The organism is Chryseobacterium sp. 3008163, assembly GCF_003669035.1.
Classification (GTDB): domain Bacteria; phylum Bacteroidota; class Bacteroidia; order Flavobacteriales; family Weeksellaceae; genus Chryseobacterium.
Genome location: NZ_CP033070.1, coordinates 2,457,596 through 2,475,079, shown reverse-complemented (window position 1 = coordinate 2,475,079; position 17,484 = coordinate 2,457,596). Strand labels below are relative to the sequence as shown.

The 17,484-nt window shown below is 34.3% G+C and carries 20 protein-coding genes; 6 read left to right on the top strand and 14 right to left on the bottom strand.

What is annotated here, in order from left to right:
• Window positions 1-54: 54 nt before the first annotated feature.
• Window positions 55-750, bottom strand: a complete 696-nt coding sequence (locus EAG08_RS11185; RefSeq protein WP_129535507.1) for an NUDIX hydrolase — start codon at window positions 748-750, stop codon at window positions 55-57.
• A gap of 123 nt (window positions 751-873) precedes the next feature.
• Here EAG08_RS11185 and EAG08_RS11180 point away from each other — a divergent pair, with 123 nt between their 5' ends.
• Window positions 874-1,512 (top strand): DUF1579 domain-containing protein, encoded by a 639-nt coding sequence (locus EAG08_RS11180; RefSeq protein WP_129535506.1) that lies wholly within the window; start codon window positions 874-876, stop codon window positions 1,510-1,512.
• Between the two features lie 101 nt (window positions 1,513-1,613).
• Here EAG08_RS11180 and lepA read toward each other — a convergent pair whose 3' ends face one another.
• The 7 genes from lepA to EAG08_RS11145 all read right to left on the bottom strand — a co-directional run bounded on the left by lepA (window position 1,614) and on the right by EAG08_RS11145 (window position 8,172).
• Window positions 1,614-3,410 (bottom strand): translation elongation factor 4, encoded by a 1,797-nt coding sequence (lepA, locus tag EAG08_RS11175; protein ID WP_129535505.1) that lies wholly within the window; start codon window positions 3,408-3,410, stop codon window positions 1,614-1,616.
• 113 nt (window positions 3,411-3,523) lie between these two features.
• The gene (locus EAG08_RS11170) at window positions 3,524-4,555 is read right to left on the bottom strand and encodes a hypothetical protein (RefSeq protein WP_129535504.1); all 1,032 of its coding nucleotides are present in this window, start codon (window positions 4,553-4,555) and stop codon (window positions 3,524-3,526) included.
• Between the two features lie 94 nt (window positions 4,556-4,649).
• Entirely contained in the window at window positions 4,650-5,687 is a 1,038-nt protein-coding gene (locus EAG08_RS11165) for a hypothetical protein (RefSeq protein WP_164998557.1), read from the bottom strand.
• Between the two features lie 123 nt (window positions 5,688-5,810).
• Complete coding sequence (locus EAG08_RS11160; RefSeq protein ID WP_129535502.1) at window positions 5,811-6,323, bottom strand: hypothetical protein; 513 nt, start codon at window positions 6,321-6,323, stop codon at window positions 5,811-5,813.
• A 7-nt stretch (window positions 6,324-6,330) separates the two neighbouring features.
• Window positions 6,331-7,056 carry a hypothetical protein gene (locus EAG08_RS11155; protein ID WP_228446521.1) on the bottom strand — a complete coding sequence of 242 codons (726 nt, stop codon included), beginning with the start codon at window positions 7,054-7,056 and terminating at the stop codon, window positions 6,331-6,333.
• Between the two features lie 18 nt (window positions 7,057-7,074).
• Window positions 7,075-7,626 (bottom strand): RNA polymerase sigma factor, encoded by a 552-nt coding sequence (locus EAG08_RS11150; protein ID WP_129535501.1) that lies wholly within the window; start codon window positions 7,624-7,626, stop codon window positions 7,075-7,077.
• Between the two features lie 96 nt (window positions 7,627-7,722).
• A complete protein-coding gene (locus EAG08_RS11145) occupies window positions 7,723-8,172 on the bottom strand; it encodes a hypothetical protein (protein WP_129535500.1) in 450 nt (149 codons plus the stop codon).
• 104 nt (window positions 8,173-8,276) lie between these two features.
• Here EAG08_RS11145 and EAG08_RS11140 point away from each other — a divergent pair, with 104 nt between their 5' ends.
• The 5 genes from EAG08_RS11140 (at window position 8,277) to EAG08_RS11120 (ending at window position 13,621) form a co-directional block, all read left to right on the top strand.
• Complete coding sequence (locus EAG08_RS11140; protein WP_129535499.1) at window positions 8,277-9,029, top strand: Rossmann-like and DUF2520 domain-containing protein; 753 nt, start codon at window positions 8,277-8,279, stop codon at window positions 9,027-9,029.
• A gap of 42 nt (window positions 9,030-9,071) precedes the next feature.
• Window positions 9,072-9,827, top strand: coding sequence for an SIMPL domain-containing protein (locus tag EAG08_RS11135; RefSeq protein WP_129535498.1), 756 nt, complete (start codon window positions 9,072-9,074; stop codon window positions 9,825-9,827).
• A gap of 14 nt (window positions 9,828-9,841) precedes the next feature.
• Entirely contained in the window at window positions 9,842-10,360 is a 519-nt protein-coding gene (locus EAG08_RS11130) for a KdsC family phosphatase (RefSeq protein ID WP_129535497.1), read from the top strand.
• Window positions 10,361-10,369: 9 nt separating this feature from the next.
• On the top strand, window positions 10,370-10,924 hold the full coding sequence (locus EAG08_RS11125) for a Maf family protein (protein WP_129535496.1): 555 nt from the start codon (window positions 10,370-10,372) through the stop codon (window positions 10,922-10,924).
• A gap of 87 nt (window positions 10,925-11,011) precedes the next feature.
• Entirely contained in the window at window positions 11,012-13,621 is a 2,610-nt protein-coding gene (locus EAG08_RS11120; RefSeq protein WP_129535495.1) for a tetratricopeptide repeat protein, read from the top strand.
• A 15-nt stretch (window positions 13,622-13,636) separates the two neighbouring features.
• On the opposite strand, the gene tsaB is transcribed toward EAG08_RS11120, so the two are convergent.
• From tsaB to EAG08_RS11090, 6 genes are all read right to left on the bottom strand, one after another.
• On the bottom strand, window positions 13,637-14,317 hold the full coding sequence (tsaB, locus tag EAG08_RS11115; protein WP_129535494.1) for a tRNA (adenosine(37)-N6)-threonylcarbamoyltransferase complex dimerization subunit type 1 TsaB: 681 nt from the start codon (window positions 14,315-14,317) through the stop codon (window positions 13,637-13,639).
• Window positions 14,318-14,434: 117 nt separating this feature from the next.
• Window positions 14,435-15,430, bottom strand: a complete 996-nt coding sequence (locus tag EAG08_RS11110; RefSeq protein WP_129535493.1) for a virulence RhuM family protein — start codon at window positions 15,428-15,430, stop codon at window positions 14,435-14,437.
• A 23-nt stretch (window positions 15,431-15,453) separates the two neighbouring features.
• Window positions 15,454-15,873, bottom strand: a complete 420-nt coding sequence (locus EAG08_RS11105; protein ID WP_129535492.1) for a hypothetical protein — start codon at window positions 15,871-15,873, stop codon at window positions 15,454-15,456.
• A 41-nt stretch (window positions 15,874-15,914) separates the two neighbouring features.
• Window positions 15,915-16,667 (bottom strand): SDR family NAD(P)-dependent oxidoreductase, encoded by a 753-nt coding sequence (locus tag EAG08_RS11100; protein WP_129535491.1) that lies wholly within the window; start codon window positions 16,665-16,667, stop codon window positions 15,915-15,917.
• A 91-nt stretch (window positions 16,668-16,758) separates the two neighbouring features.
• Window positions 16,759-17,130, bottom strand: coding sequence for a YraN family protein (locus EAG08_RS11095; protein WP_129535490.1), 372 nt, complete (start codon window positions 17,128-17,130; stop codon window positions 16,759-16,761).
• On the bottom strand, window positions 17,130-17,480 hold the full coding sequence (locus EAG08_RS11090) for a MauE/DoxX family redox-associated membrane protein (protein ID WP_228446870.1): 351 nt from the start codon (window positions 17,478-17,480) through the stop codon (window positions 17,130-17,132). The genes EAG08_RS11095 and EAG08_RS11090 overlap by 1 nt, the downstream gene beginning before the upstream one ends.
• Window positions 17,481-17,484: the final 4 nt, after the last annotated feature.

The window sequence follows — 17,484 nt, the reverse complement described above, 5'->3', positions numbered from 1 at the left end:
TTAAAATATTTGTGAAATTTAGTGCTAAACATTTGTGATATTTGTGTTCAGACCTTATTTAATTTCGAAGTAAAAACCTTCTTCTTCAAGCTCTTTATATTTCTCCTGATTGAAAGTAAATAATTTTCCTGGTCTACCGCTGCCTTCTTTTTTAAATTGAGAAGTTTCGTTGAGAAGTCCATAGCTCATGATTTTTTTTCTGAAATTTCGGCGGTCGATTTCCTTTCCGATAATAGTTTTGTAGAGATTCTCCAATTCAGAAAATACAAATTCATCATTCAAAAGATTAAAACCAATCGGCTGATATTGAATTTTTGTACGAAGTCTTTTTAAAGCAATGTCAATAATGGTCTGATGATCAAAAGCTAATTTCGGAAGCTCATTGACACTGAACCATTGCGCGTCTTCTGCATCTGAATCTGCAAACAACTCATGATAAGACGGATTGACTAAGCCCAAATAAGCAATGGAAACTACTCTATTTCTTGGATCACGACCTACATTGCCAAATGTGTAGAGTTGCTCCAAAAAATCAGGCTTTATGCCCGCTTCTTCGTGTAATTCTCTTTTTACAGCGTCATCTAGGTTCTCGTCATCCAAAACCAAACCACCCGGTAATGCCCAACCACCTTTGAATGGTTCAATATTTCTCTTAATTAAAAGAAGTTGTAAATCTTTTTTATCAAAATATCCGAAAATAACGGCATCGACAGCAACTTTGATATCCTGTAGTTTTTTTGGAGAATCCATAATTCAATTTGCGTTATGAGTACACAAAACTACAACTATTACTTATTAATATCGGGATTAAAATAATAATTTTTTGAATCTTATTTTTTATTAAATTTATAATCAACTTAAAACTAAACAATTATGAAAAATTTATTCTTCGCAGCTTGTACTACGTTATTGTTTGTCGCTTGCGATAAAGTGAAAATGGATGTAAAAACAGGTTCAGACGCAACCGAATCTACGGAAAAAGAAGAATGGAAACCAATAGATTCTGCAACCGCTAACAAAGCTTGGATGGATTATGCAACGCCGGGAGACATGCAGAAAATGCTTGCAAAATCTGACGGAGCATGGTCTGGTGAGAACACGATGTGGATGGAAGACGGCGGAAAACCTATGACAAGCACGTCAACAACGACCAATAAAATGATCTTTGACGGACGTTATCAAACCAGCGAACACAAAGGAGATTTTATGGGAATGCCTTTTGAAGGAATGAGCATTACAGGGTATGACAATTCTAAAAAGAAGTTTGTAAGCACGTGGATCGATAATATGGGAACCGGATTGATGACTATGGAGGGTGACTGGAACGCTTCCAAAAAATCAATTGAATTTAAAGGAAAAATGACCGACCCATCAAGGCCCGGAAAAGACTACGACGTGAGAGAAGTCTATACTTTTGTGGATGACACGCATCAAACCCTCGAAATGTACGGTCCTGATTCTAAAACAGGCAAGGAGTATAAGACGATGGAGATAAAATATACCAAAAAATAGATAGCAAACCGTTTCAGTTGAAACGGTTTTTCAATAAAAAATCCGCAGATTTTTTCTGCGGATTTTACTTTTATCTTTTGCCTTTTTACTTGGCTCTTTGCTTAATCATTCAGCTTCAAAACAGCCATAAATGCCGACTGCGGCACTTCTACTCTACCAATCTGCTTCATCTTTTTCTTCCCTTCTTTCTGCTTTTCAAGAAGTTTTCTCTTTCTTGAAATATCACCACCATAACATTTTGCGGTAACGTCTTTTCTCAAGGCTTTAATCGTTTCTCTTGCAATAACTTTCGCTCCCAACGCTGCCTGAACAGCGATATCAAACTGCTGTCTCGGGATCAGTTCACGAAGCTTTTCACACATTTTTTTACCTATATAATAAGCATTAGAATCGTGAATCAATGAAGATAAAGCGTCTACCATATCTCCGTTGATAAGAATATCCATTTTTACCAATTTCGAAGCACGCATCCCGATTGGTGAATAATCGAAAGATGCATATCCTTTAGAAATAGATTTCAGACGATCGTAAAAATCGAAAACAACCTCAGCCAAAGGCATATTGAAAGTAAGCTCTACTCTATCGGCAGTCAAATAACTTTGGTTAACGATTTCACCTCTTTTCTCGATACAAAGTGTCATTACAGATCCAACAAAGTCAGATTTTGTAATGATAGAAGCTTTGATATAAGGCTCTTCCACTCTGTCTAAAAGATTGGGATCAATCATTTCAGATGGGTTGTTAATTAAAATCGAAACGTCCGGTTCTCTTTTAGAATATCCTAAATACGATACGTTGGGAACGGTCGTGATCACGTCCATATTAAATTCTCTATCCAGTCTTTCCTGCACAATTTCCATATGGAGCATTCCTAAGAATCCGCAACGGAAACCGAAACCAAGAGCTGCTGAACTTTCAGGTTCGAAAACCAAAGAAGCATCATTCAGCCTTAATTTTTCTAATGAAAATCTTAATTCTTCAAAATCCTCAGATTCGATCGGATAAATTCCGGCAAAAACCATTGGTTTTACTTCCTCAAATCCGTCAATCGCTGCAGCTGCAGGATTTACGAAAGAAGTAATCGTATCTCCCACTTTCACTTCACGGGCATCTTTAATCCCGGAAATAATATATCCTACATCACCACATTCAATTGTCTTTTTCGGAACCTGTTTTAGTTTTAAAGTTCCTACCTCATCTGCACCGTATTCTTTACCTGTAGCAAAAAACATGATTTTCTCGTTTTTAGAAATACTTCCGTTCACCACTTTGAAATACGCTTCAATTCCTCTAAATGGATTATAAACCGAGTCAAAAATCAAAGCCTGAAGTGGCGCGTCAGGGTCTCCAACTGGTGGCGGAACTCTTTTTACAATTTGTTCCAACAAATCATGAACTCCTTCTCCCGTTTTCCCGGAAACTCTAAGAACATCTTCGTATTTACATCCGATCAGTCCCATAATTTCGTCGGTAACTTCTTCAGGATTCGCTGATGGAAGGTCAATTTTATTTAGAATCGGAATAATTTCCAAGTCATTTTCTAAAGCCAGATACAAATTACTAATTGTCTGTGCCTGAATACTTTGTGCAGCATCAACAATCAAAAGTGCACCTTCACAAGCTGCAATCGAACGGGAAACTTCGTAAGAAAAATCTACGTGTCCCGGCGTATCAATAAGGTTTAAAATATATTTTTCGCCATTAAGCTCATAATCCATCTGGATGGCGTGAGATTTTATCGTGATCCCACGTTCTTTTTCCAAATCCATATCATCAAGCGTCTGAGATTGTAATTCTCTCTGAGTCACCGTGTTGGTGTACTCCAAAAGACGGTCTGCCAAAGTAGATTTACCGTGGTCAATATGGGCGATTATGCAAAAATTTCGTATGTTTTTCATTTAAGAACTATGTAATTTGCAAAGATAAAAAAAGAGGGACAAATCGTCTCTCTTAATTTTGCAGGATGCGTTTATTTTGTTAAAACAGAACACCTTTTAGAAATCTAAATTGTCTATTCATCAGAAAAATCATATTCTCCAGTAAGAGGATCTATGTAAATTTCCATAATTTCATCTCTTTTCATTTTATTTTGTATGATGCTTCTGTCGATTACACTTACAAGCCCGATGGCAATCCCATTGTATACTCCACCGACTCCAACAGAGAATGAAGATGGTTTTACAGGTAGAATATTGCCTCGGTTACTCATCAGATAAAATCCTTTTTCATTTTTAAATACTTCCATAAATCCAGAAAAAGTATGTTTGTAGATTTTCCCATTTTCTATGTAAGCAAACATTTCGTGTGCTGAGATTTTATCTTTTTTTCCGTTCTCGTCTTTTATGGCTTTTGTAACATCTCCTTTGCCATTTCTTTCAAAAATATATTTTCCTTGTAATGGAGCTTGATGCAGAAAAGATTGATGGTCTAAATAAATCCCATCTTTTAATTGACTGCTTGTATAGGCTTCAGAATTACTTTTGACATAAGATTCATAATCTGCTAAAGCATCTGATGTAACAAATTTGTCATCAGCCTTCTTCGTAAATGTTTTCTTCATAAACATCGCAAAAACTACTGGAATGTTTTTTACAACAACATCTGAAATATTTTTACTTTTAAAACTGTACACCGTATCTTTTTTATACAAAAATGAATATCGGTCACCTTCTTTCAGAAAGGTTTGAGCAGAAAATTCTACGTCAGCCTCTGTTTCTTTACTAGAAGTTTCGCCTATTGTGGTCTTTAATTTCTTTAAAACTAAAATCAGTTCGTGTTTTCCGCCTTTATGATTGCTATCTGTGTACCATTTGCTTAAAAAAGCATTTGCAGTAACCGGAAAAACGATTTCTCTTACTTTTTTATCATCTCCAAAAGGCATTTCTCCTATCTTTTTATCTTCTCTCTGATCAATTACTTCGAGAGATTTGTAGATATTTCCTTTAGGGTTTGAAAGATTTCCTCGCTCCTTGATGATTTCTTCACCTTGCGCAAAACAAATAACTGAAAAAAGAATAAATATGATTCGAATTATTTTTTTCATTATGTAAAGATTTATTTCAAAAGTAGGAATTAATTTAACTTAAACGACCCTCGCAATAAATTGAAAGGGTTGAATTAATTATGATTATTATAATTTATTTTTGAAAAACATAAGCTCCTGTTAAAGAATCAATGTAAATATTTGCTTCTATTGTAGATTTAAAACCCATGCCATTTACCGCCCCACTGTTCTTGTTCGATCCTGAATCTATTGCTGCACCAATAACAGCACCTACAATCCCTCCCGCAACAGCACCAACAAGAACACCTCCAGTTTTAGATTCTGCAAAAAGGTTTGCTCTTGAAGAGTAAATATAAAACCCATTTTCATCTTTTTTCATTTCATCAAAACCAACTGGTGTAAGTTTGTAAGCCTTCCCTCCTTCCACATAGCAGAACATTTCAGATAAGGAGGTTTGCAGATCTTTATGCATCAATCTTACTACTTTGCCTTTTTTATTTTTTCCAATAGAATAATCACCATTGGGTTCTTGGTTATAAAAGCTTTTAAAATCTGTATAAACACCCTCTCTTAATTCAGAATTGTTGAAGGCTTTATAGTTTTTATTTAAATATCCTTTGTAATTATGAATCTCATTTTCAGGAATAGAATAAGAGGTAATTGTATTAGAATAAGAGGCCTTTATAAACTCTGTGATAATTTCTGAAATCTGCTCAGCCAAATATTTAGGTGCATGTGCCACACTTTTTGGATTACAGACAATCACATTCTCAAAACGGTAAATAAAGTAGTAATTATTATTTCTTTTTAGAAAACTTGAGATTTTTATTTTAGTTTTGGCATAAGGGTATTCTTTATCTTGATCCTGCTCGTTATAGACTTTTAATTCTTCCAGTATTATAACAATATCTTTGTTTCCAGTCTTTTTATTGTCTTCCAAAAACGAGTTTTCTATGTGGCTTTTCACATCTTGATTTTCAAATTTTACTTCTACTAATTCTCCTTTATCATCTATTATTCCTATGCTTTTATCTTGTCTATTATCAATAAAAGTAAGTGATTTTGTAAGTCCTTTTTTATCTTTAATGTTTTGCTTGAAATTAATCGTTTCCGTTTTCTGAGCAATGAGCGAAACAGAAAATAGAAGAAATAAAAGAAGTTTTTTCATCATTAAATTTTTACAAAAATAAAGATTAGAGATTGATAAGTAAATTAAATTTTCCTGAAATTTTTCAAAATTAAACGACCCTCACAATAAATTGCAAGGGTCGTCCAACATTAAAAAAATAAACTATTATGGGTTTTGCTTGGGTTTTGAACCCCTATTCTTCCCATCTTGAGGTTTTCTTTCATTCATCTTATCTCTCATCATACCTTCCGATTGAAACAACTTCAAAACTTTCTGGCACGGAATGACTGTTTGCATCTTTTCCGCATATTTTTTTCTGTTATCTAATAATTTTTGTCCTACATCAAAACTCTGCTGCAGTTTCACTTTCGCTTCGTCTTCTGATAATGTTTCCGGGTTAAAATTAGAATCAAACTGACTCTTTATTTTCTTCTGGTTATCCAGATATTCGTTATACATTGCTGTAAATTCGTTTTTATCTTTCGGGTCTACATCAAGATTATCAAGCACCATATTATTTCTAAACTGCGTAAGAAGCGCTTTTCTCTCGTCAGGCGAAAGATTATTGATAACTTCTTTTCTTTGCTTAGGATCCATCTTTTTCCAGTCGTAATCCGTCTTCTGGGCATTTAAGCCAAAGCCATAAATAACAAGAAGTGCAAATAATATTTTTTTCATCTCTCTTTTAATTATATAAGTCCAAATAAACATCCTGCGTTGAATTGTTGGCTAATTCTGTAATTTCAGAATTAGAAAACGAATCTAAATATTCTGCCATTTGAGCTTCTGTTTTCTTAGAAACCGGTTTCACCGTTTGTGGCTTTGCTTCCGTTTTCTGAGGAATATCAGCAACCGTTCTTATCTGTGGATTTGTCTGCTGATTGTCAATTGTTTGATTGTTATTTTCAACAGAAGTTAAATCAGATTTTAAAGTCTCATAAGCAATCTCGCTTTCTTTTTTTGGAGCGGAGTTTGTTGCATAATTTTCTGTAAAATCCTGATCTTTATTTGAATCAGAAAAAGAATTATACAAAAAAGTAGACCCAAAAATCAACGCCAAGGAAGCTGCTGCTGCATATCCCCAATTTAATTTAAAAATAGGTGCTTTTTTATCTGCCTTTATCTCGCTCAATACCTTCTCCTGAATGTTTTCAAAAATATTTGCAGAAACTTTATAAATATTCTTGCGCTCTAAGTTTTCAAGATCAAAATCATTGATGTTACCCAATACTCTCTTTTGAATATCTTCAAACATATTTTCAGGAACTGTGTAAATGTTTTCGCGTTCTAAATTATCCAGATCAAAATCATTCACCTTACCCAATACGCTATCCTGAATATTTTCAAACATATTCTCAGGAACTGCGTAAATGTTCTTGCGTTCTAATTTATCTAGATCAAAATCTTTCATGTCGTTGTTTCTAAAAAATTATCTTTCGTAATTTTCTTTAATATATTCTTCTATTTTCTGCTTGGCATAGTGATAATTTGTTTTTAAAGTCCCCACCGACATATCCACAATTTTGGATATTTCTTCATAGGGCAAATCATCATAATACCGCATCATAAATACCAGTTTCTGCTTCTCAGGCAGGCTTTGTATGGCTTTCTGCAAGAAGACCTGTATTTCTTCAGCATCACTGTGCACATTATCTGCCACTAAATTTTGCATGTAATACTCCGGATCTTCATCCGTTTTCTGCATTTTCTTCAGCTTGTTGATTTGCTGTAACGCTTCATTGGTTGCAATTCTGTACAGCCATGTGTACAGCTGACTATCATTTTTGAACTGGTAAAAATTCTGATATGCTTTGATGAAAGTCTCCTGCAAAGTGTCCTGAGCAAGGTCTCCGTCAACAATGATTCTTCTGATATGCCAATACAATCTACTCTGATAAGCATCCATCAGCACACGAACTCCCTTCTCCTGGGTTCGGGGGTCTTGCATTAGCGCAATAATCTCTGCGTCTTTAATCTTCATAAGATGCTTTCATTGTTTTGGATTACAAAAGTATTTAAAAGTTAAATTACTTATTCAATTTTGAGTCCAAATGTTTTAACTTAATAATTATAAACTTCAAATTTCTTTAAAATCTTTTTTTTCAATTCTTCTAAAAACAATTTCATTTTTACCAGTATGATTATTAAAAATTGTAATAACTAAATCATTTGAAAAGTAAAGACTAATTCCGAAATTTATTTTTTCATTATATTTTGACACTATTTCTTTAAAATACAATAGTTTATGAGAAATATATTTTCGAAATTCTGGAAATACAACAGAAAATTTTTCTGTTGTATACTTGTATTCATCACTTCCATATTCTTTATAATTGGCAACATTTTCGTCACATAATCGAACTACGATTACACCATCTGTAATAATAACTTCAATCCACTTGTTAGCAAACTTTAAATATGTTTTATAGACTAAATCCTGTAATTCATTTTCATAAAAATACGATTGAATTGTTCCATCTCTCAATTCTTCGCCTACTAAAGACTCAATGATTCCAGCACCTTTCATAGAAAATATATTTGTTGTAAAACTAGTTTTAAAATGCTAATTATTCAAAGTTACTTCATATTTAGCTCACAATTTAAATCAACCTAAAATCTTATCTTTGTTTTATGCAAATTGTAATCATTGGTTCCGGAAATGTAGCCTATCATTTGGCTAAAGCTTTCACTCAGAAAAATATTCCTTTGGCTCAGTTATTTGGCAGAAATGAGGAAGATTTAAGCAATATATCACAGGAATTGAGCATTCCCTTTTCTACAGATACTTTGGAAGATGCAGATTTGTATATTATCTGCGTAAGTGACAGTTCTGTGGAAAATGTTTCAAAATTAATTGCAAAAAAAGATTGTCTGGTTACCCATACTTCAGGTTCTTTATCTAAAGAAATATTGGTAGGAGAGTACAGAAAATCAAGCTTTTATCCTTTACAGACTTTTTCAAAATCTAAAGAATTAGATTATTCTAAAATTCCTTTCTTTATAGAAACTGAAAATACTGAAGATCAGAAATTACTTACAGAATTGGCGTCTCAAATTTCAGAAAATGTGATGGAAAGCAGTCATGAAAAAAGAAAATATATTCACCTGACCGCAGTTTTTGCCTGTAATTTTGTCAATCATCTTTTTTCGAGAGCGAAAGAAATTTCAGATGCTCAGGAAATTCCGTTTGATTATTTTTTACCGCTGATTGATGAAACAGTGAAAAAGATCCACGAAATTGAACCTAAATCAGCACAAACCGGACCTGCCGTGAGAAACGACAAACGAGTTTTGGAATTGCATGAGCAGTTATTAACAAATGAAAGTCTGGAAATTTATAAAACAATGAATCATTCTATTAAAAAAATGTATGATTTAGAATAAAAACATTGCAATTTGCTATCTTTGGGGAAATCACAGAATAAAATGAAAACAAATTTCGTCCCTTCACTGATCATCGGAATCGCAGTAATTATCACAGCATTGATACTAGGTTCCAGCTTCAAAAACAGAAATGTAAAACAAGACACCATATCTGTCACGGGTCTGGGCTCCAAAGATTTCACCTCAGATGAAATACGATGGGGAGGAAGTTTTGACGCTTCGGCACTTGATGCAAAAGACGCTTACAATTTAATTTTACAGGATAAAGAAAAAGTAAAAACCTTTTTCCAGAGCAAAGGTTTCAAAGCAGATGAGTTTTCTTTTGGTGGTGTCAATTTCTCAAAATCCTACCGTACCGTTACCAGTAAAGATGCTGAAGGTGTTGAAAAGTCTGAAGAGATCTTTGACGGTTATAAAGCCACACAAAGCATTTCATTTACCGCAAGGAAAAATCCAGATCTTATGAGAAAGATAGAAACCGTGATGGATAAAACTGCAGAACTAATCAACAGTGGAGTACAGTTTGAGCCGGGAACGCCACAGTATACGTATTCTGATCTTGCTTCACTGAAGCATAATTTAATAGAAGCCGGCGCCAAAGATGCCATGCAGAGAGCAGAAAAAATTGTAAATACTGCAGACGGAAGCCTCGGAAAACTGAAAGATGCTTCGATGGGAGTATTTCAAATTACCGCAAAAGGCTCAACGGATGAAGACAGCTATGGCGGAAATTTTGACACTTCAAGCAAAGCAAAATCTGCAAGAATTACGGTCAGACTTACTTACAATTTAGATTAAATGATATTCAATAAATGAGTTATAAAAAGAAATTAAAAGATATAAAAGCATTTGTATTTGATGTAGACGGAGTTTTCACCGACGGAAGCGTTTATCTGATGCCGGGAGGAAATATGAGCAGAGTAATGAATGTTTTGGACGGATATGCAGTTGTTAAAGCTTTAAAAAATGATTATCTAATCGGAGTAATTACCGGAGGAAATGATGAAATGGTGAGACATCGTATCAACTATCTTGGTATTGAAGATTATTACGCAAAATCACATGACAAAATGGTGGATTATGCAGATTTTAAGGCCAAATATAATCTTAAAAACGAAGAAATTCTCACAATGGGAGACGATCTTCCGGATCTTCATATGATGCAAAATTCGGCGATTTCGACATGTCCAGAAAATGCTGTTCCTGAAATCAAAAATATTGCAGATTATATTTCACAAAAGCAGGGTGGAAGCGGAGCAGTACGCGATGTTATCGAACAAGTGATGAAAGTTCAGGGGAAATGGCATGATGACAATACACAATCTGTTTAAAATTAAATCATGAAAATACTTTTAGCATCGCAATCTCCAAGAAGAAAAGAATTGCTTACCAGTTTAGGATTTGATTTTGACGTTGTAAAAATTGACTGCGAAGAAATTTTACCTGAAAATATAAAAATAGAAAATGCCGCCGCTTATTTATCTGAATTAAAAGCTAATGCATTCAGAAAACTAGAGCAAGATGAAGTTTTACTTACCGCAGATACCGTTGTTGCTATCGACAATCAGATTTTAGGTAAACCCAGAGATGAAGCAGATGCCAAAAATATGCTGCAGAAACTATCAGGAAAAACGCATCAGGTTTATACCGGAATTACCATTAAAACTTTAAATAAAACTATTACTGAAACTGATGTTGCCGATGTAGAATTGGAAGAAATTTCAGATGAGGAAATTGATTTTTATATAAAAAACTACAAACCTTTCGATAAAGCAGGCAGCTACGGTATTCAGGAATGGCTTGGAATGGCAAAAATTACAAAAATGAATGGCAGTTTTTATACCATCATGGGACTGCCTACCCATTTGGTTTACAAAATTTTAAAAGAAATATAAATAATTTCCCCATAAAATTTTATTATTTTTACAGAATCATCAAAATGCTTTGATAATAAAAAGCATATTAGCGAGTTATATTGAATAATGAAAAAGAATATTATATTCCTTTTGACGGCGATTATCGTTGTTTCCTGCGGAACGAAAGTGAAAAAACCGGAAGCCAGATCAAAGTTTTTAAAAGGATTTTCGACATATTACAATACACTCTTTAATGCTAAAGACGCATTGAACAGTGAATTTACAGACAGAGACAAAGCTCATAAAGATAATTTTTATGCGCCACACATTCCTATTTTGACGTATGAAGAACAGCCGATAGGAAGTGATCTTGGACAATCCTCTGCTTTCGCAGAAAACTCTATGAAAATGGCAGAAGTCAACAGGCCGGCACAAGGAGGAAGAACTGCACCGGGAATGCCTCCAAACGGACCAGGAGGAAGACCGGGAATGCCTCAAGATCCAAATAATCAACCAGAAAATAAAGGTGCAACTGCACTTCAAATTGCAGAAGCAAAAGCTTTAAAAGCAATCGGAAAATATTCTGTAATCAGAAAAGGAGAGGAGCAGAATAAAACTATTTTTGATGCATACATTATTCTTGCTCAATCACGTATTTATCAGGGAAAATCGAGACAGGCACTAGATGCACTGAACTACGTTTTCACCCACATGAAAGAAGACAAAAGACTTCCTTTAGCACGCGTTTATGAAGGTTTAGCATATGCACAGCTTAAAGATTATCATAAATCTGATCAGGTTTTCGCTAAATTAAAAAGTGAAAAAATCAGTAAAGATCATGACAAACTTTTAAGCATCTATTATTCAGAATCTTTATTGGATGCAGGAAAAAAAGAAGAAGCAGTAAAAGAATTAGACCGTGCTTTTGAACTAAACGGAAACAGAAAACTTAAAAGCAGAATTGCATTTTTAAGAGGTCAGGTTTTATCTGAATTAGGAAGAAACGAACCTGCCCGTGAAAGCTTTGCAGCAGCCTACAAATATGCTAATGATTTTGAATTTGAAGTCAAATCGCAAATCGAAATCGCTAAAACATTCAACGGAAAAGGAGACTATGCGGGCGCAAGAAAATACTTAGAAGATATAAGCAAAAAAGGAACTTATGCTTCAAGAAAAAACGAGTTCTATTACGCATTAGGCTTAATGGCTACCAAAGCTGGAAAACCGGATGAGGGACAAGAGTTTTTCAGAAAATCTCTTTTAGAGAAAGTTTCAGATCCACAGGTAAGAGGCTTGACGTATTATGAAATCGGAAGAAGATATTTAGATAAAAACGATTACATCGGTGCGGGTGCTTATTATGATTCTGCATTGGCTACAATGACGTACGAGCCTTCAAAAGTTCTGTTAAAAGATCAGTCTGAAAACATCAAAAAGATTTCAAAAAACTATTATTTAATAAGAAAAAACGACAGTATTCTGACGATTGCTAAAATGTCTGAACCTCAGAAAACAGATTATTTTGCTAAACATATCGAAAAATTAAAGGCTAAAGAAGCTAAAGAAGAATTGGAAAGAATTCGTGCAGAAAGAAGTAAAGGTTTTGATACAGGAGACTATAATGCCAATTCAATATTTGCCAACAGCTCAAATTCTTTTGAAGATTTTGGGACTGCAACTAAAGGTTTTTATTACGGAAATACAGGAACTGTAAGCAAAGGAACTTCAACCTTTAAGCAAATTTGGGGTGATAGAGCTTTGGTAGATAACTGGCGTTATTCTAAAAAAATGGCATCTATTGAAGATATGAAAAATGAAGCTCTGGGAGTAAACACGGTACCCAACCCAAGACGTTTTGAGCCGGCCTATTACATTGAGCAAATACCAAGTGATGCCGGAAAACTATCTCAACTGAAAAAAGACAGAGATACCGCTTCATTAGGACTTGGAATCATGTATCAGAACTATTTTACCAATACACCATTAGCTACAAAAACACTATATGATCTGGTAGATGTAAAACCAGAAGAAAAGGTAATGCTGCAGGCTTTGTATGAAATTTTTGCAATGAATCATGAGAAAAATCCTCAGGCTTCAGCAAAAGCAAAACAAATTTTACTGACAGATTATCCTTACAGTTCGTATGCAGAATTTGCCAGAAATCCTAAAAATAATACGTTTGTAAAGTCGTCTCCAGAGATGGAAAATGATTACAAAACAGCATACGCATTATTTGAATCTGAAAAGTTTACAGAAAGCCAAGCCATACTTGATCAAGCCATTCAAAAAAATCCTAAAGATGCACTTGTGCCTAAACTTTATCTTTTAAATGCATTCAACGCAGGAAAATCGAGTGGGAAAGAGGTAATGATTTTACAATTGGAACAAATTGTTTTAAACTATGGAAAAACTCCTGAGGGTGAAAAAGCAAAAGAAATGCTTAACTATCTGAAAAGTGATATCGCATTTCAGTCAACTGATAATAAGGGAAATATTGTACAGCAAAACACTCAGAATGCTCAGCAAAATTCAGGTGCATTCGGTCAGCCATCACAGAATAATATTCAACAATCTCAGAATATCACGGCTCCCGGAAATCAAAACAATCCGTTGCCAAATAGTTCACAGCCGGTAAATAATGCTATCCAAAGCGGCAGTGTTCCTAAGAAGCCTGATATGATGAATAATAATATTCAAAAACTTCAACCGGCATCGGTTCCGGCTCAGAAAAAATAAACAAAAAAGCGAAGATTATTCTTCGCTTTTTTTCTTTTTAACTCCGTGAAATTCTTTTAAATAAAAGGGCTCAAAATAGGCAATGTCTTCAAAATCTTTATTTTTAATTTTCTCTAAAGTTTTCTTGACTAAATATTGAGCAGAAGGGTAGATATCTTCATTAAATTCAGCATCGGGAAGTTGCAAAATCTCTTTTGCTTTCTTTGCTCCGTCACCTACAAATAAGATTTTCTTATCATTAAATTCCTGAAAAGATGTTTCATCTAAAACTTTAGCTTCTGTTGGACTGAGTTCATTTCCTGAAATCCCATCATAAACAGCGGTATAAACCTCCATTCTTCTTGCATCTACTAAAGGGATGACTAAGTCATAGTTTTGTACTAAAAAAGTCTCTTTCATGCTTTCTAAAGAATTAACAGCTACCAAAGGAATATGTAAGCCATAACAAAAACCTTTTGCCGAAGCGGCACCAATTCTTAATCCGGTGTAAGAACCCGGGCCCTTTCCAAGGCAAACTACATCAATATCTTTTATCGAAAGCTCTGCACCTTCCAAAGCCCATTCTACAAATGAGTGAAGACTTTCTGATTGTTTATAGTTTTCTGAAACTTCTTCTGCTACGCAAAGCAGCTTTTCGTCATCTGAAATGGCGACTGAGCAGTTTTTTGAGGAAGTTTCGAGGTATAATATTTTCATTGAATTAAATTTAAACAAGAGATAATGACAAAACTCTCTTTTCTACCGCAAAAGTACCAAAAGAAATGATTGAATAAAAGTGTTTCAAAAGTTGACAAAATGTAAAGTCTTAGAAGCTTAAAGATTCTTTCCTAATTTTTTTATTTCTTTATCAAAATCAGAAATTATTTTTTGGGTTTTATTGAATGTTTCGTATTCTATGACTGCTTTTTTATCCGCAACAATTTTGGCTACCTTTCCGTTTCCTTCCAATACTTTGTATTCGTTGAAATTTAAAAACTTATTGACACTTTCCGCCAAAGCTTCCATCGTAAAAGTATTTTCTCTTTCAATTAAACCCTCGATATAATCAAAATAACCTGTCACCGTTCTTTCAAGCTGCTGAATTTCTTTTTCTGCGAGATAATTTTTGGCAACTACAACATCAGATTTCAAAATTCTTCCATCTGGAGAATGTTTCCATGTAGTCAAGCCCATATTTTCTTTTTCGCTGTTGGCGTTTTTATAAATAATTTCGGCGGCAGTTTTTCCGGTTATGGCAAAATGAAATTTATTCTGAACTGTTGCGTAAAAGTTTTTAGTAACATCAGAATTTTTATCATAATCAATACTGCATTCGGCGAATAGGTCTGTGACTTGTTGATAAATTCGCCTTTCACTTGACCGAATCGAGCGGATTCTTTGCAGTAATTCTTTAAAATAATCTTTACCGAAAACGGTTTGTCCCTGCTTCAAACGTTCATCATCCATCACAAAACCTTTGATGATAAATTCCTTCAAAGTATGCGTTGCCCAAATTCTGAATTGCGTTGCTTTTGCTGAATTGACTCGATAACCGACAGAAATGATGGCATCGAGATTATAATATTTTGTTTTATAATTTTTCCCGTCAGAAGCAGTTGTTTCCAAAATGGAAATAACTGAATTTTCTTCAAGTTCTCTTTCATCAAAAATATTGGAAAGATGTTTACTAACTGCGGGAACATTTACATCAAACAAAGCCGCCATTGACTTTTGCGTGAGCCAGGCCGTTTCATTTTGCAGAAAAACATCGACCCGAACTTCATTGTTTGGCGTCTGATAAATTAAAAATTTTTGGAAATATTCGTTCATTATTTGTTCGTTTTATAACAAATTTATGGCTTTATTTCCACACTTTGGCGGCTCCACAATTTCCAGACAGATTTCTTTTTGATCCATATTTCCAGTAAAGCCAGTTTCATTTTAAAATCATTGTTTTTGTAAGATCCGGCAACGCTTATTGTTCTTCTTAGGCTTACTGTATTTTTATTTTGCTTTAATTCTGAAATTTCAGTCTGTCTTATTTCTTTGTAAATCACTTTTTTTGATGAGAAATCTTTCTTAAAATCACCCAGATTCTGAATCCAGCCGTTGGAGTGACCGAAAGAAACATCTGAACAAAACAGATTCACAATTTCAGAATCATTATTCATCATCAGAGAATCCAATTTTTTAGCCTGAATCAAAACCGCATCTTCCGCCTTTGAATATTTTTGAGAATATCCAAAAACAAAGAACAATAAAAAATTCCACAAAAAACTTTCATTTTCAAATTCTCAAATTAACCCTTTTCAAATTATCCTTTTCTGTAAATCGTTCTCGGCTCACTCTGAGCACTAGGATAGATTGTCATGTCTGAAACCGTCACATGCTGAGGAGCATTCACACAGTACGCAATAGCATCAGCAATATCTTCAGCTTTTAAAGCTTCATAACCTGCATAAACAGTCGCTGCTCTTTCCTGATCACCTTTAAATCTGATCAAAGAAAAATCTGTTTCTACAGCTCCGGGTTGAATATTCGTCACTCTGATTCCAAACTCTGTGAGTTCGATTCTCATTCCTTCAGAAATCACATCAACTGCCTTTTTTGTAGCACAATACACAACGCCATTCGCATAAGTCTGTCTTGCTGCAACCGAGCTGATATTGATAATTTGTCCGGAATTTTTTTCTTTCATCATCGGGATAAGCGTTTTTGAGACGTATAAAAGTCCTTTCACGTTTCCGTCGATCATAGAATCCCAATCATTGGTACTTCCGGCTGATAATGGCTCTAAACCATGTGCATTTCCTGCATTATTGATGAGAACATCAACGTTTTTCCATTCTTCAGGAAGTGATGCGATGGCACTTTCAACTTCTTCAAGATTCCTAACATCAAATTTTAAACTAAAAACTTCGGTAATAACCGATAGTTCTTTTTTTACAGATTCTAAAACCTCTGATCGTCTTCCGCAGATGATGATTCTGTTTCCTTGTTTTGCAAAAAGTTCTGCGGTGGCTTTTCCTATTCCGGAAGTTGCTCCGGTGATGAGTATTGTTTTCATAAAAATTTTCATTTTTAAATCTAACAATGTATCAGTATATCAGTTTACCAATAATTGGTACGTTGTTAGGTTGGTAAATTGTTACATTAAATTAATTGGCATCGAATGCCTGAAAAGCATCCGGAATATGTTCTATTATTAAATTTCCTTTTTGGTCAGGGAGCACAGAGATAATGTCAAATCTCACTTCCTGATTTTTATTAAATTCTTCCATAAAATGATTGGCCGCCGTAACAATTGACTTGATTTTTCCTTTTGTAACAGCTTCTTGTGGAAGAATGAAAAAATCGGTTGATCTGGCTTTCACTTCTGTGACAATAATTAAATTATCTTTTTCAGAAATAATATCAATTTCAGTTTTTTTAAATCTGAAATTTCGCACCAAAATTCTGTAGCCGCTTTTTACTAAATATTCGGCGGCTAAATCTTCTGCTTTCTTGCCAAGGTCGTTGTGCTCTGCCATTATTTTCTAAACTGGTACGCCCACCAAATCAAAACTATCTGTAAAGGAAGTCTCAAAACCGTGAGCCAAAAATATTTATGATGAATCTGATAAAACTTTTTTGCCATCTCAATATTTGCAGGAAAAACTGCGATAAATAAAGCGATACAAAGATAAGCTCCCAACTTTTGAGTTTCGGGAAAAAGAAGGAGAATTCCGCACAAAATTTCTACTGCGCCACTGATGTAAACCATCTGCAGATGCATCGGAATATAATCTGCCATTATTTTCATGAAAATCTGAGGCTTTACGAAATGTATAACTCCAGCTAAAATCAAGAAAAATGCGAGTACAAATTTTGAGTACAACATCATT